Genomic DNA, 13480 nt, shown 5'->3' with positions numbered 1-13480 from the left:
TCTCCTGAATCCCTCGGATATTTGTACTATTCTTGAAAATTGATTTCCCTGCCCCCGGAAAATGAGCCGTTGACAATCCCGCCCGGTTCCTGTAAAATAGGAGCCGCGAGTAAGACAGACAGCCGCGTGGGCAGGCCGAAAGGCCGTCCATGAGGAAAGTCCGGGCTCCACAGGGCAAGGATAACGGGTAACGCCCGCCGAAGGCGACTTCAGGAAAAGTGCAACAGAGATATACCGCCCCGCTGTCCTCTGAGGAAGGCGCCGGGAAGCAGAGTCGACGACATCAACTGAGTTGGCGGTGACGTGGAACGGGCTGCGGGGCAAGGGTGGAAAGGTGCGGTAAGAGCGCACCCATCGGCTCGAGAGTGTCCGATGCTGTAAACTCTATCCGGAGCAACACCGGTATGGGAGCGTCGGGGGTTCGCCCCCGAGAGGCCGGCCCGGCCGCTCCCGGGGTGGCTGGAGCGTACCGGCAACGGTGCGCCTAGATAGATGGCTGTCAAATACAGAACCCGGCTTACAGTTTTGCTCGCAGAATATGTGACCCCGGCGGCGCGCTATGCGCCGCCGGGGTCTTTTGATGTATTTACCGGATCACCGTGTCCCCTTCTCCGCCGCCGGCCCGGCGCGTCTCCCTGTCCAGTTGTTCCTGCCGTTCCGGGATGGTCATGAGCCGTTCCCGCAGGTCCGGAGAAACGCTGTCCAGCCAGAGGACGGAAACCTGCTTGTCTGAGAAATCGTTGCTCACCCAGTCGTAAACGGCGTAGGGCTTTTCCGGCCAGCGGGTGCGGACCACCACCTCGTTGTGTCCGTCCCCGTCGATGTCCTCCACGGCCGCGCTGATACAGTCCTCCACCAGCAGAACGTGCTCCCAATCCTTCCACTGGGCCGTCTCATTGTCCCAGGTTTCGGTCCAGAAGCGGTAGTCGCAGAGGAACGCCTGGGGCTGGGCATAGGGGTCCGGATAGTAGTTTTCGGGGACCCAGCAAACCTCATCATACCAGAACAGCGGGGCGGTCTCCGTCTCAAAGGTCACGTCCATCATGTCCCCCAGAGAGGTTCCGAAAAACTGACAGCCGGTGACGCTTCCCTCAAAGGTCCGCCTGTTCCACCGGCAGTCCATGCGGTAGGTCAGCTCGTCCCCCCACTGGTTTTTCAGCTGGATGCCGTCGAAGTCCACGCCCTCCCCGCATTTCAGACGGAGCAGGTGGCCCTCCTGGTCCACATAGAGATAGTTCTCCCCCTCCGCCGTCTCCTTCAGAACAATGCCGTCCGTAATCTCCCCGCTGACATAGGAACCGGTATACCAGACCACCGCCAGTGTCACCGCCAGCATCAGCAGCATGGCCAGAAGCACCTGCCGGATGTTCCGGCGGCGCTCCTTCTCCATGTTTTCCCGGGAAATCTCCAACAGCGCCATCACAGGTTCCTCCTCTTTTTTCACTGCCGCCCTCCGGCAGGCCATCAGCTCCTCCACGCCCATCTCCAGCGCCTCCGCCAGCGGCTCCAGCAGAGTTACGTCGGGGTAGCTCAGGGCACGCTCCCATTTGCTCACCGCCTTGTCCGTCACATGAAGCCGCGCCGCCAGGTCTTTCTGAGTCAGACCGGCGGCTTTTCGATTTTCCGCGATGAAGACGCCAAGCTGTTCTTTATTCATGGTAATCACCTCCCTGCCAGTGTACACCTGGAAGAGGGAAAAAAGCAACCGACCAGCGGTAGAGTCCCGGAAAAGTGCCTGTTTCAGCCCTTTTTCCCGCTTCCGCGCCGGTGCTCCGCCCAGGAAAAGCGTGGGAAAAACGCAGGAAAATTTACGGAATTTTTTAAGGTAGCGCTAAGCTTTGCCGGGTATGATGCCCCTGATGATTTCACTGAAAGGAGCGGCTGATGAAATTCAGACACGAATGGAAACACGAGATTGCCGCCAGGGACTGCCTGGTTCTGCAGGCCCGGCTGGACGCGATAGCCCGGCGGGACACCCACGGCGACAACGGACGCTACGAAGTCCGCAGCCTCTATTTTGACGACCCCCGGGACACCGCCCTGCGGGAGAAAATCAACGGCGTCAACCGCCGGGAGAAATTCCGCCTCCGGTACTACAACGGCGACGTCTCCCGCATCTGCCTTGAGAAAAAGAGCAAGACGGACGGACTGTGCGCGAAAGCCTCCGCCGGGATGAACCCCTGGGAGGTACAGAGCATTTTAAAGGGAGATTGGTCCTGGATGGCAACGGACAGCCGGCCTCTGGTATCGGAGCTGTACCGCGCCATGAGAATCAAGGGGCTCCGGCCGAAGACCATTGTGGACTACACCCGCACCGCCTATACCTTCCCCGCCGGAAATGTACGGGTCACCCTGGACCATCACATCCGCACCGGACTGGGCGGCATCGACTTTCTGAACCCGGACTGCCCCACCGTTCCCGTCGGGGACGGCCTGGTGATTCTGGAGGTCAAATGGGACGAATTCCTGCCCGGCGTCATCCGGGACGCTGTGCAGCTGAAGGGCCGGCACACCTCCGCCTTCTCCAAATACGCCGCCTGCCGGATCTACGGCTGAACGGCTGAGTACCTCGCAAGTACCTCACATATTTGATATCTGATTGCAGAAAGGATGTTTCATCATGACTTTTCAGGACATTTTCAAATCCGGTTTTCTGGAAAACGTCACCAGCGTCAGCCTGCTGGACATGAGCGTGGCGCTGCTGCTTGCCTTTGGCATCGGCCTGTTCATCTTCCTGGTCTACAAAAAAACCTTTACCGGCGTCATGTACTCCTCCAGCTTCGGCGTAACCCTGGTGGCCCTGGCCATGATTACCACCATGGTGATTCTGGCCGTCACCAGCAACGTGGTGCTGTCCCTGGGCATGGTGGGCGCGCTGTCCATCGTCCGGTTCCGCACCGCCATCAAGGAGCCTCTGGACATCGCCTTCCTCTTCTGGTCCATTGCCGTGGGCATCGTCCTGGCGGCGGGGCTGATTCCCCTTGCGGTGTTCGGCAGCGTCATCATAGGCGTGATGCTGCTGGTTTTCGTCAACAGAAAATCCAGCTGTGACCCTTACATTGTGGTGCTCCAGTGCGACGGGCAGGACAGCGAGACCCGGGCGGCGGACTTTTTGAAGGAGCAGACCCGCCGCTGCACCGTGAAGAGCAAAACCGTGCAGAAGGGCTCGGTGGAACTGAATATGGAAGTCCGGCTCAAGGATGACAGCACCGCGTTTATCAATGAGCTCTCCGGCCTGCCCGGCGTCCGCAGCGCGGTGCTGGTCAGCTATAACGGCGACTATATGGGATAGGAGGCACGCATGTCCACCCACAAATACATGGACCGGCTCTGCGCCGCCGCTCTGGCTCTGACGCTGCTGGCAACGCTTCTGTTCATGAATGGAGAATCCCTGGGGCTTCAGCCTGCCTTCAGGGTCATGGGCTACGAGACCCGCCTCTTTGACACAGGCCGGGTTCATACGCTGGATATCGTCATGGACGATTGGGACGGCTTCATAGAGACCTGCGAAAACGAGGAATACGCCTCCTGCTCTGTGGTGATTGATGGGGAGTCCTATCATAATGTCGGCATCCGGGCCAAGGGCAACACGTCCCTCAGCATGGTTTCCGCCATGGACAGCAGCCGGTACAGCTTCAAGCTGGAATTCGACCACTATGACAGCACCCGAACCTATTACGGTCTGGACAAGCTGAGCCTGAACAATATCATTCAGGACACCACCTATATGAAGGACTACCTTACCTACCAGCTGATGAACGCCTTCGGCGCGGCCGCGCCTCTGAGCTCCTATATTTACATCACCGTCAACGGAGAGGACTGGGGGCTCTATCTGGCGGCGGAGGGCGTGGAGGACGGATTCCTCCGGCGGAACTACGGCAAGGACGCCGGTGAGCTCTATAAGCCGGACAGCATGAGCTTCGGAGGGGGCCGGGGCAACGGCAGGAACTTCAATATGGATGATTTCCCGGGAGACAGGGGCGGTTTTCCTTCCCCGCCGGAGGAGTCCGGCGGTTTTTCAGACGGCTTCCCCGATGGCTTCCCCGGCGGCTCTCTCGACGGCTCCCCTCCTCCCGCTGAGTCCGGAGCCTTTGAAAAACCCCCTGAAGAAATGGGCGGCGGGAGAGGCTTTTTCTCCGGCGGCATGGGGAGCGACGACGTGAAGCTCCGCTATATCGACGACGACCCGGCCAGCTATTCCAACATCTTTGAAAACGCCAAAACCGACGTCACAGAGGCGGACCAGGCCCGGCTGATCGCTTCCCTGAAGGCCCTCAGCGCCGGCGAGAATCTGGAGGAGGTTCTGGATATCGACCAGGTGCTCCGCTACTTCGTGGTACACAACTTCGTCCGCAACGGGGACAGCTATACTGGTTCCATGGTGCACAATTACTATCTCTACGAAAAGGACGGACAGCTGTCCATGATTCCCTGGGACTATAATCTGGCCTTTGGAACCTTCCAGAGCGCCGACGCCACCGCGGAGGTAAACGCCCCCATTGACACGCCGGTGTCCGGCGGCGACAGCCGGCCCATGTCGGACTGGATGTTTGACAGCCCGGAATACACGGAGCTGTATCATCAGTATTTCCGTGCGTTTCTGGAAACGGTGGACGCCGCTTCCATCATCGACGCCGCCGCCAAACTGATTGCGCCCTATGTGGAGAAGGACCCCACGAAGTTTTACAGCTATGAGGACTTTGAGACCGGCGTGGAGACACTGAAAGCCTTCTGCCGTCTCCGCTCCGAGAGCGTCATGGGTCAGCTGGACGGGTCCATCCCCTCCACCGAGGCGGGCCAGAGCGCCAACGCCTCCGCCCTGGTTGACGCCTCCGGTCTGGTTCTGACGGATATGGGAACCATGAACCGCGGCGGCGCCGGGATGGAGGGCCAGAGAGGCGAGATGAGGCGGCCCGGGGACGACGGGCTTTGGCAGGCCGCGGAGGGAAGCGAGGCGCTCCCGCTTCGGGGGACGGACCCTCCCGGCGGCGCGCCGCCGGAGGCGTTTCCCTCCGCGTCCCCGGACGGTCTTCTTCCTCTGGGGGTCTCCGGGGCGGCGCTTCTGGCGGGGCTGGCCTTTGCCTGGCGGTTCAGACGGCGGGGATAACACAAAAGCGCCCTCCTTTTGGAGGGCGCTCAGGCTGTCGAAAAAGTATTTTCGACAGCCTGTGCAAGTTTTCAGAACCCGTGGGAAGTAAGGAACCCCTGATGGGTTTCTTTCCATCTTCCTTTCCGATGCTTTTACATGTACTGTTTTTTGACAAGCTGAAGCGCCCTCCTTAGTGGAGGGCGCTTTCAGCGCGCCTATGTACGTTGGTCTCGGGCCTTCGGTTCCCGGCCCTTCTACGCCCTGGGGTGGGCCTTCTGATAAACGTCCTTCAGCTGGCGCTTCACCACGTGGGTATAAATCTGGGTGGAGGAAATGTCCGCATGGCCCAGCATCTCCTGAATGGAACGCAGGTCCGCCCCGTTTTCCAGCAGGTGGGCCGCAAAGGAGTGCCGCAGGGTGTGGGGGGTGATCTCCTTCTCAATGCCCGCCTTTTCCTGGTAGAACTTGATGATTTTCCAAAAGCCCTGACGGGTCATGCGCTCGCCGTTCATGTTGACAAACAGCGCCGGTTCCTCCCCGTCGGCCACCAGCTGGGGGCGAATCTTCCAGATGTAGTCCTGAAGGGCTTTCACGGCGGTGTGATACAGCGGAATCATCCGCTCCCGTCCCTTGCTGGCGCAGTGGATGAAACCGGCGGGAAGATTCAGGTCGTCCAAATCCAGGTCTATCAGCTCGCTGACACGAATGCCCGTGGCATAGAGCAGTTCCAGCATTGCGTGGTCCCGGAAGCCCTTGGCGTCCACACAGCGTGGCTGTTCCAAAAAAAGCTCCACTTCCCTGCTGGTGAGAATCTCCGGATATTTCCGTTCCACCCTGGCGGAGACCACGCCCCTGGCCGGGCTGGTCCGCAGGACGCCGGCGGACACCAGGTAATTGTAAAAGGACTTGATGGACGCCAGGGAGCGGGTGGCGGACGCGGCGGATTTTCCGCGATTCATCATCCACATCATGTAGCCCTGAATCGTCTCCCCGGTGGCCTCCCGCAGCTCCCGGCCCTGTCCCCGCAGATAGTCGGCAAACTGCCTCACGTCCCGCAGGTAGGCGGTCGTTGTATTCTGGGAGGCATGGCGCTCATTTGCCAGATAGTCGCCATAGCGTTTCAGATCGTCCGTGTTGATCCCCTCTCTCTTTTTCAATCACACTTCAAACAAAACCTGTTCCAGTATCTGCCGCAGGAGCCACGGCGACAGAAGCAGCTCCGCCCCCACGCCTGCCAGCAGCACGGCGGAAACCGCCGCCAGTCCCATCCATCCGCTCCGTCCGTACGCCGCCGGCGCGGCCCGGCGTCCCCTCCCAAAGGACAGGCTGGCCAGAGCGGCGGAGCGCTCCCAGGCCGGGACCGCCAGCAGAAAGTAACAGGGCAGCGTAATGGCGCAGCGCAGGCCGAACACCGTCAGCGCCAGCAGAACCCCGTCGGAGCCGAAGGCCGCCGTGAAGCAGCAGACGGAAAAGGACAGAAAAAAGCCGAAGGCTCCGCTTACCAGCGGCAGAAGCAGCACGCCGATGGAAGCAAACCCCAGGAAAAACGCCGCCAGAGGATAGCGAAAATAGAGCACAACCGCCGACAGTGCCGCGGCCGGACTCACATCCCCCTCCACCTGCAAATAGTCCGTCAGGTAACGGGTCAGCTCCTCTCCCGCCGGCGGCGGCACCCGCCCTGCCAGAACCTGTCCCAAAAGCAGGCCGCCGAAAAAAAACAGCGCCAGGAACAGCAGGCGAGCCAGCGGCTGTCCCCATTGGATTGTTTCGCCTCCGCGTTTCCAGTTCAAACCGCCTCACCTCACTGCATCCTATGAGGCCGGACCGCGGTTTATACATGCTTTGGACAGCGGGGCCGCAGAAGCAGCCGCCCGGCAGCAGCCGAAGGAAAGCGCAAAAAAACTCCCGCCAGGGTGTGTCCGCAAGGTAGGAGCTTCCATTATGGCAAAGATATCTGATGCTTCTAATATAGTTCATTTCTCCGGATTTCGCAAGGAATTTGCCGAAATTTTTTACTTTTTGGAGATTATGACAAAATATTATGTAAACTGAGTTATGTAAACCTGTTTTTGGACCCCTCGACGGGCTCCGGCGGAGGCCCCCGGCACGCCATATCTGGTGGACCCCACCGGCACGCCGCCCCAGATGTACCGTCCCCCTCCCCTGCGGGACGGGAGAGCGGCAGCCGAAGCAGCGGCGTGCCAATGCCGGTGCGAAATGACAAATTTGTAGAATTTCACGATAGCAGCTTTCCCGGGGCCTCTCCCCTTCTTATTTCCGCCGCTTCCGCTGTCTTTTGGTCAGGCCGGTCAGACTGGCCAGGGTGGCCAGGAACCCGCCCCCCAGGGCGCAGAGCAGCAGAATGCCTCCGCTTCCCGTCCAGGTCAGCTCCTCCCAGAACAGGAGGCCCCCCAGAATCAGGACCCCCGCGAAGGCCGCTCCGGTCAGCAGGCCGCCGGCGCCCCAGCCGGTCCGCCAGACCGCCAGCAGGCCGCCCCCCATGGCCGCAGCCGTGCAGAGCACCGCCACGGCGGGAAAGCCCTCGGACAGCGTCCCCCGCACCAGCAGCAGGGCCAGCAGCAGCAGACCCAGCAGATAGATCCCCAGAGACAGCAGACCGCCCCACAGAAAGCCCTGCCAGACCGCCGCCTGTTTTCGTTTTTTTGCCATTGCTCAAACCTCCCTTTATTGGAACATATTCCGGGAGGCGGGGCGTTTATGCGTCCAACCCCTTTTAGAACCTGTATTCACAACCGCTGCCCGCCGTCTGGCCAGTCTTTTTCTTGCCATACTGCGTCGATTTCCCTTGCAATCCGTCAGTATGGCAAGGGCGTGAACAATCTCCTTGTCTGGCGGGACAAATCCTCGCCCATCCAGCGTCCCCCGGCTATGAATACAGGTTCTTATTTCGCCGGCCGGACGGAGACATTCTCCCAGACAGGACAAAATCTCTGCCGGGGGCTGCCCCTCAGCAGAGATTTTATCAGGTTGAGACGGGAGTCCGTTCCCGGAACTCCCGGTTATTTCTTTTCCGTATCCTCAGGCAGAGCCTCTTTTTTCGCTTCCTCCTTCTTTTCCTCGGGCTGCTCATTGCTCTGCACGCCGACGGAGCTCACGGCCCACTTGGTCAGCTCCACCCGGACCCGGTCGTCGCTGGTCTCGACCACAATGGTGTCCTTCTGAACGGCCACGATCTTGCCCACAATTCCCCCGATGGAGGTGACAATGTCGCCCTTTTTCAGGCTGTCCCGCATCTCCTGTGCCTTCTTTTTCCGCTTGTTCTCCGGGCGAATCATCATGAAATACATCATCGCAATCAAAACGACGATCATGACAATTGTGTAAGTTCCCTGGTCCATTTAAAACTTCCTTCCTTTTCGTAAAAATTCGCGTCAGGGGCTGTTAAAAAACGGCGGAATGCCCGGCGGTGCTTTTTTGTTTCCGGCTGCCGCTTGGAACGGCTTCCCTGGGAAATCCCGGCGGATTTCACGGGAACGCAATGGCGCGCCAGCGGAAAGCATCGAGAAAGCATGGGGAAAGTATCAGGAAAAATCCGCCGGTTGTGCGCGTGGCATTTTTTAAACAGGCCCTAAGCCAGAACAGCTCTATTATACCAAATTTGCGCTGTTTTGCAAGCATTTTCTTTCCGAGCCTGTATCCTCAACCGCCGAAGGCTGTCCGAGGGGTCTTTTCCCCGCCGGACCCCGCCGGTTTCCCTCGCAATCCATCAGGCTTGCCGCGGAAAATCTCCCTGCCTGCCGGGAAAATTCCCATCCCCCGGCTATACATACAGGGGGCTCTCCGCGCCCTGAGCCGGAGGCGTCCGCCGGTTCTCCCTCAGACCCGCTCTGCCAGCCGTTCGCTGTACTCCGCCCGGAAGGCCCCGAAACGGCCCTGGTCCAGGGCTTCCCGGATTTTCGCCGTCAGCTCATTGTAAAAATACAGGTTGTGCAGCACCGCCAGCCGCAGGGCAAGGGTCTCTTCCGCCTTGAAGAGGTGGCGGAGATAGGCCCGGGAGAAGCGCCGGCAGACGGGACATTGGCAGGTCTCGCTGATGGGCCGGCTGTCCGCGGCGTACTTGGCGTTCAGGATGTTCACGGTGCCCTCCCAGGTGAAGAGCTTGCCATGACGGCCGTTCCGGGAGGGCATCACGCAGTCGAAGAAATCCACCCCCCGGGCCACCGCCTCAATGATGTTGCTGGGGGTGCCCACGCCCATCAGATACCGGGGCTTGTCCTGGGGCATGTGGGGTTCCACGGCGTCGATGACGTCATACATCACCTGCGTGGGCTCCCCCACGGCCAGACCGCCGATGGCATAGCCGTCGCAGTCCAGCCCGGCAATCTCCTTCATATGCCACACCCGCAGATCCTCGAAGGTAGCCCCCTGATTGATGCCGAAGAGCAGCTGGCCGGGGTTGATGGTCTCCGGCAGGCCGTTCAGCCGGTCGTGCTCCCGTTTGCACCGCTCCAGCCAGCGGTATGTCCGCTCACAGGAGGCCTTGGCGTACTCATAGGTCGCCGGGTTCTCCACGCACTCGTCGAAGGCCATGGCAATGTCGCTGCCCAGATTGGACTGAATCCGCATGGATTCCTCCGGCCCCATGAAAATCTTCCGCCCGTCCACATGAGAGGAGAAATAAACCCCCTCTTCCCTGATGCGCCGGAGAGGCGCCAGGGAGAAGACCTGAAAACCGCCGGAATCCGTCAGAATGGGGCCGTCCCAGTTCATGAAGGTATGGAGTCCCCCCATCTGGCGAATCAGACCGTCGCCGGGGCGGATGTGAAGATGGTAGGTATTGCTCAGTTCAATCTGGCAGTTGACCTCCCGCAGGTCAAAGGCGTCCACGCCGCCCTTGATGGCGGCCTGGGTGCCCACGTTCATAAAGACAGGGGTCTGGACCTCGCCGCCGTGGGCGCAGGAAAAGCGGCCCCGGCGGGCGCGGCCCTCTGTTTTCAGTACTTCAAACACGCAAAAACTCCTTTGTTCAAATCTCCCGTCAGCTCCGCGTACTCCGGTCCCAGCGCGTCCCGCGCCGCCTCCAGGGCCTCCACCGTCAGAAGCCCTTTCAGCCTCCTGACGATTCCGCCCGGGTCCAAGCCCTTTTCGGCGTAATTCAGGGCTAAAAAGATATGAATGCAAATCTACTCAGTAACGGAAAAGTCCTCCCCGTGCCGGTATTCATCCAGCACGGCGGGAACGATCTCCTCCTCCCGGAAGCCCATTCGGTAAAACCGCTCAAAATCCTCCCGCACATACTCTTTCAGCCCGGCATATCTGAAAACCATTGTCCGGGCAGTCTCACAGGCCGTCAAAAAAGGCCCGCAGCTTCGTCTTTTTCTCCGCCGTCAGGGTCTTCTCGGGAATCCCCAGCTCCGCCCCGGCCAGGGCGGTGAGCTGACGAAAGCAGGCCGCCGGGGCCACCTGGGCCCGGACACGGAGAAAAGCCGCCCCCAGCTCCCGGAGGCCCTCCGGCGTCTCGACGCCGAGGTCCTCCGCCAGCCTGGGACCGATATTGGGCAGCTCTGTCAAAGTCATGTAAATGCCTCCCTATGAAATAAACATGGCGTCCCCGAAGGAGAAGAACCGGTAGCGCTCTTCCACCGCCTGCCGGTAGGCGGCCAGTACTGGCTCCCGCCCGGCGAAGGCGGACACCAGCATCACCAGCGTGCTTTCCGGCAGATGGAAGTTGGTAATCAGCCCGTCCATAACCTTGAAGCAGTATCCGGGATAGATGTAGATATCCGTCCAGCCTGCCCGGGGCTCCATGTGTCCGTCCTCCCCTGCCCAGGACTCCAGTGTCCGGCAGGAGGTGGTCCCCACGCAGATGCAGCGGCCCCCCGCCGCCCTGGTGCGGTTAATCAGCTCCGCCGTCTCCGGCGGAACGGTGCAGAACTCGCTGTGCATGGGATGGGCCTCGATGGTCTCCTCCTTCACAGGCCGGAAGGTGCCCAGGCCCACGTGGAGGGTCACATATCCGATTCCCACGCCCCTGGCCCCAATCTGCTCCAGAAGCTCCGGCGTGAAGTGGAGTCCCGCCGTCGGGGCGGCGGCGCTGCCCAGGACCTTGGAATACACCGTCTGATACCGCTCCCGGTCCTGCAATTCCTCCTTGATGTAGGGCGGCAGGGGCATTTTTCCCAGGCGCTCCAGCACCTCCAGGAAAATGCCCCGGTACTCGAAGCGGACCAGGCGGTTGCCGTCCGCCTCCTCCCCCACCACCTGGGCAGTGAGCTCCCCGTCTCCAAAGGTCAGCCGGGCCCCGGTCCGCAGCTTCCGCCCCGGCCGGACCAGGCACTCCCAGACGTTTTCCCCTCTGTCTATCAGCAGAAGCACCTCGCAGGCCCCGCCGCCGGGCAGGCGCTGGCCCAGCAGACGGGCGGGTAGCACCCGGGAGTCGTTTAAAATCAGACAGTCGCCGGGCCGCAGCAGCTCCGGCAGCTCATAAAAACGGCGGTGCTCCGTCCGGCCCGTCTCCCGGTCCAGCGTCAGGAGGCGGGAGCCGTCCCGCTGCTCAATGGGCGTCTGGGCGATGAGCTCCGGCGGCAGATCATAGAAAAAATCACTTGTCTTCATGGTTCCCTTACCCAATCCATAAATTCCATCGTCCCTCTGCCCCGGGCCTGCCGTTCCGGTCATACGGCCCCGCCGGGAAAGGGTTCAGCCGATGGTAATATCCGTATAATAAAATTCCAAAATTTCCCGCCAGCTATACCCCAGTTCCGCCATGGCCTTGGCTCCATACTGGCTCATGCCCACATTGTGGCCGTTTCCGGTGCCGGTGATGACGAAGTTCCCGGTGCCGCCGCCGGTGGGCCGGCCTCCGCCGGAGACCGTGGAGGCGCCGGAGGAGGAAATCACAGAGGCGGTATTGTCTCTCAGGGAGGATATCTCGCCGGCACCGGAGATCACGGAGACCCCCTCCAGGGAGGAGAGCTGCCCCGTTCCGTTGACATAGATGCCGGAGCCCCGGCCCCCGTTGATGTCAAAGCGCATGCTGCTGACGGATTTCTGATAGGTGCTGCTGTAGAAGATGGTCCGGCAGGTCTCCCCGCTGACGGTTTTGGTGCCGCCGGAGCCCACAAAGGTCACCTTAGCGACATTGCCCATGGGGGTGTACTCCGAGACATACACATCCCGCACGGTCCCCACGGAATAGCCCTTCTGCTCCAGAATCCAGCTGAGCTCCGCGGCGGTGTAGGTGACGGAATAGGTGTTGTTGGGCACGGTGGTCTGGGCCTCATAGGGGTCCGGCTTGCCCTTCAGATATCCCGTTTCCGTGCCCCAGACGTTGCCGCCGTCCTCGGTGGCGCCGCCGTCGGAGGAATGATAAACCGCGTCCCGCACCAGCTGGCCGTCATAATAGAGGCACTGCCCGGCGGTATTCTCCACGGCCTGGTCGCTGACCGCGGAGGCTCCGGTGACGCCGCTGCCGTGTCCGTTGTAGACCTGGCAGTGGGTGCCCCCGCAGACGTCGAAGCCGTCGGCGCTGAGATGGAGGCTGTGGCCGCAGACATAGGTCCGGGCGCAGACCGCCTGGGCCTCCAGGGCCGCCAGGGGCCAGGCGGGGCCCATCTCATAGGGGATGACGCCCTTGACGTACTCCTCCACGCCGACGACGTTGACCACGTTGAGGTTTCCGCCTGTGACCCTGGGATACTCGAAGCCGCCGCCGTACTTGTACCCCTTGAACCATGTGGACGTCTCCCGCCCCCGTCCGGAGGGCTGAACGCCCAGGGAGAGTGCGCCGCCGCAGTCGAACTCAAAGAGCACATCGGTGGTCCGGGTCCGGGTAACCAGCACGCCGGTGGACCCGGATTGGACGGCGCTGCCGCCGTAGTCCCGGGCGGCGTCCTCCGCCTCCCCCCGGGACTCAAAGGACCCGACGCGGACCACATAGCTCCAGTCAATCCAGGCGGGCCAGCCGCCGCAGGCCGCCGCCTCGTCCGCCGCGTCCTCAAAGGAGCGGAATCCGTCCAGCTGTACATGCCAGCTCCCAATGGTCCGATAGCCTCCGGCGGGAATGTTGGAGGCATAGGCGCCGCTGCCGTCCATATAAATAGTACCGGCGGCAGTCATGGAAATGGCGGTTTCCCCGGTCCAGCCCAGGGAGATAAAGGCCCGGCTGTCGTCGAAATAGCCGAATTCATAGCCGTCTCCCACCGCGTTTTCCAGATTGGCGGAAAACAGGGCGCTGGAGCCGGAGCGGAGGCCCACCTTGACCGTTCCGTTCTCCACGGCTTCGGCCTTCAGAACCGGACCCAGCGCAAAAAATGTCACAACGAGAAAGAGCGTCAGCAGCTTTTTTTTCATGAGACCTCCCAATATCCCCTCTCTTGACGGCGGTTGAAAATCATGCTACTATATTCAGCAGACAATTGTCCGCACATC

Annotated in this window: 13 protein-coding genes and 1 other RNA gene; 4 read left to right on the top strand and 10 right to left on the bottom strand. The window is 61.0% G+C overall.

What is annotated here, in order from left to right; translation table 11 throughout:
• Positions 1-106: 106 nt before the first annotated feature.
• Positions 107-536, top strand: an RNA gene (rnpB, locus tag Q0063_RS05315) — RNase P RNA component class A.
• 50 nt (positions 537-586) lie between these two features.
• Here rnpB and Q0063_RS05310 read toward each other — a convergent pair.
• Complete coding sequence (locus Q0063_RS05310; protein WP_297870941.1) at positions 587-1657, bottom strand: helix-turn-helix domain-containing protein; 1071 nt, start codon at positions 1655-1657, stop codon at positions 587-589.
• Between the two features lie 227 nt (positions 1658-1884).
• Between Q0063_RS05310 and Q0063_RS05305 the strand changes: the two genes are divergently transcribed.
• From Q0063_RS05305 to Q0063_RS05295, 3 genes are all read left to right on the top strand, one after another.
• Positions 1885-2556 carry a polyphosphate polymerase domain-containing protein gene (locus tag Q0063_RS05305; RefSeq protein ID WP_297870940.1) on the top strand — a complete coding sequence of 224 codons (672 nt, stop codon included), beginning with the start codon at positions 1885-1887 and terminating at the stop codon, positions 2554-2556.
• Between the two features lie 64 nt (positions 2557-2620).
• Entirely contained in the window at positions 2621-3292 is a 672-nt protein-coding gene (locus Q0063_RS05300) for a DUF4956 domain-containing protein (RefSeq protein WP_297870939.1), read from the top strand.
• 9 nt (positions 3293-3301) lie between these two features.
• Positions 3302-5107 (top strand): CotH kinase family protein, encoded by a 1806-nt coding sequence (locus Q0063_RS05295; RefSeq protein WP_297870938.1) that lies wholly within the window; start codon positions 3302-3304, stop codon positions 5105-5107.
• A 236-nt stretch (positions 5108-5343) separates the two neighbouring features.
• Here the strand turns inward: Q0063_RS05295 and xerD are convergent, their stop codons facing one another.
• The 9 genes from xerD to Q0063_RS05250 all read right to left on the bottom strand — a co-directional run bounded on the left by xerD (position 5344) and on the right by Q0063_RS05250 (position 13402).
• Positions 5344-6246, bottom strand: coding sequence for a site-specific tyrosine recombinase XerD (xerD, locus tag Q0063_RS05290; protein ID WP_297870937.1), 903 nt, complete (start codon positions 6244-6246; stop codon positions 5344-5346).
• Entirely contained in the window at positions 6247-6879 is a 633-nt protein-coding gene (locus Q0063_RS05285; RefSeq protein ID WP_297870936.1) for a hypothetical protein, read from the bottom strand.
• A 481-nt stretch (positions 6880-7360) separates the two neighbouring features.
• Positions 7361-7759 (bottom strand): hypothetical protein, encoded by a 399-nt coding sequence (locus Q0063_RS05280; RefSeq protein ID WP_297870935.1) that lies wholly within the window; start codon positions 7757-7759, stop codon positions 7361-7363.
• A gap of 350 nt (positions 7760-8109) precedes the next feature.
• Positions 8110-8448 carry a preprotein translocase subunit YajC gene (gene yajC / locus Q0063_RS05275; RefSeq protein ID WP_297870934.1) on the bottom strand — a complete coding sequence of 113 codons (339 nt, stop codon included), beginning with the start codon at positions 8446-8448 and terminating at the stop codon, positions 8110-8112.
• Positions 8449-8926: 478 nt separating this feature from the next.
• Positions 8927-10060, bottom strand: coding sequence for a tRNA guanosine(34) transglycosylase Tgt (gene tgt / locus Q0063_RS05270; protein ID WP_297870933.1), 1134 nt, complete (start codon positions 10058-10060; stop codon positions 8927-8929).
• Positions 10061-10233: 173 nt separating this feature from the next.
• Positions 10234-10377: a hypothetical protein gene (locus Q0063_RS05265; protein ID WP_297870932.1), complete on the bottom strand. Its 144-nt coding sequence runs from the start codon at positions 10375-10377 to the stop codon at positions 10234-10236.
• Positions 10378-10390: 13 nt separating this feature from the next.
• Positions 10391-10627: a TfoX/Sxy family DNA transformation protein gene (locus Q0063_RS05260; RefSeq protein ID WP_297870931.1), complete on the bottom strand. Its 237-nt coding sequence runs from the start codon at positions 10625-10627 to the stop codon at positions 10391-10393.
• Between the two features lie 12 nt (positions 10628-10639).
• Complete coding sequence (queA, locus tag Q0063_RS05255) at positions 10640-11665, bottom strand: tRNA preQ1(34) S-adenosylmethionine ribosyltransferase-isomerase QueA (RefSeq protein WP_297870930.1); 1026 nt, start codon at positions 11663-11665, stop codon at positions 10640-10642.
• An 84-nt stretch (positions 11666-11749) separates the two neighbouring features.
• Positions 11750-13402: a SpoIID/LytB domain-containing protein gene (locus Q0063_RS05250; protein WP_297870929.1), complete on the bottom strand. Its 1653-nt coding sequence runs from the start codon at positions 13400-13402 to the stop codon at positions 11750-11752.
• Positions 13403-13480: the final 78 nt, after the last annotated feature.

It is taken from the genome of uncultured Oscillibacter sp. (genome assembly GCF_947654275.1).
In the GTDB taxonomy this organism is placed as follows: domain Bacteria; phylum Bacillota; class Clostridia; order Oscillospirales; family Oscillospiraceae; genus Oscillibacter.
This window is presented reverse-complemented; position numbering and strand designations above follow the sequence as displayed.

What these genes read in the sequence shown, in the direction of transcription:
- yajC (WP_297870934.1), bottom strand. Translation starts at nt 8,448, where the DNA reads ATGGACCAGGGAACTTACACAATTGTCATGATCGTCGTTTTGATTGCG.
- Q0063_RS05265 (WP_297870932.1), bottom strand. Translation starts at nt 10,377, where the DNA reads ATGGTTTTCAGATATGCCGGGCTGAAAGAGTATGTGCGGGAGGATTTT.
- Q0063_RS05305 (WP_297870940.1), top strand. Translation starts at nt 1,885, where the DNA reads ATGAAATTCAGACACGAATGGAAACACGAGATTGCCGCCAGGGACTGC.
- queA (WP_297870930.1), bottom strand. Translation starts at nt 11,665, where the DNA reads ATGAAGACAAGTGATTTTTTCTATGATCTGCCGCCGGAGCTCATCGCC.
- Q0063_RS05300 (WP_297870939.1), top strand. Translation starts at nt 2,621, where the DNA reads ATGACTTTTCAGGACATTTTCAAATCCGGTTTTCTGGAAAACGTCACC.
- Q0063_RS05310 (WP_297870941.1), bottom strand. Translation starts at nt 1,657, where the DNA reads ATGAATAAAGAACAGCTTGGCGTCTTCATCGCGGAAAATCGAAAAGCC.
- Q0063_RS05260 (WP_297870931.1), bottom strand. Translation starts at nt 10,627, where the DNA reads ATGACTTTGACAGAGCTGCCCAATATCGGTCCCAGGCTGGCGGAGGAC.
- Q0063_RS05250 (WP_297870929.1), bottom strand. Translation starts at nt 13,402, where the DNA reads ATGAAAAAAAAGCTGCTGACGCTCTTTCTCGTTGTGACATTTTTTGCG.
- Q0063_RS05295 (WP_297870938.1), top strand. Translation starts at nt 3,302, where the DNA reads ATGTCCACCCACAAATACATGGACCGGCTCTGCGCCGCCGCTCTGGCT.
- Q0063_RS05280 (WP_297870935.1), bottom strand. Translation starts at nt 7,759, where the DNA reads ATGGCAAAAAAACGAAAACAGGCGGCGGTCTGGCAGGGCTTTCTGTGG.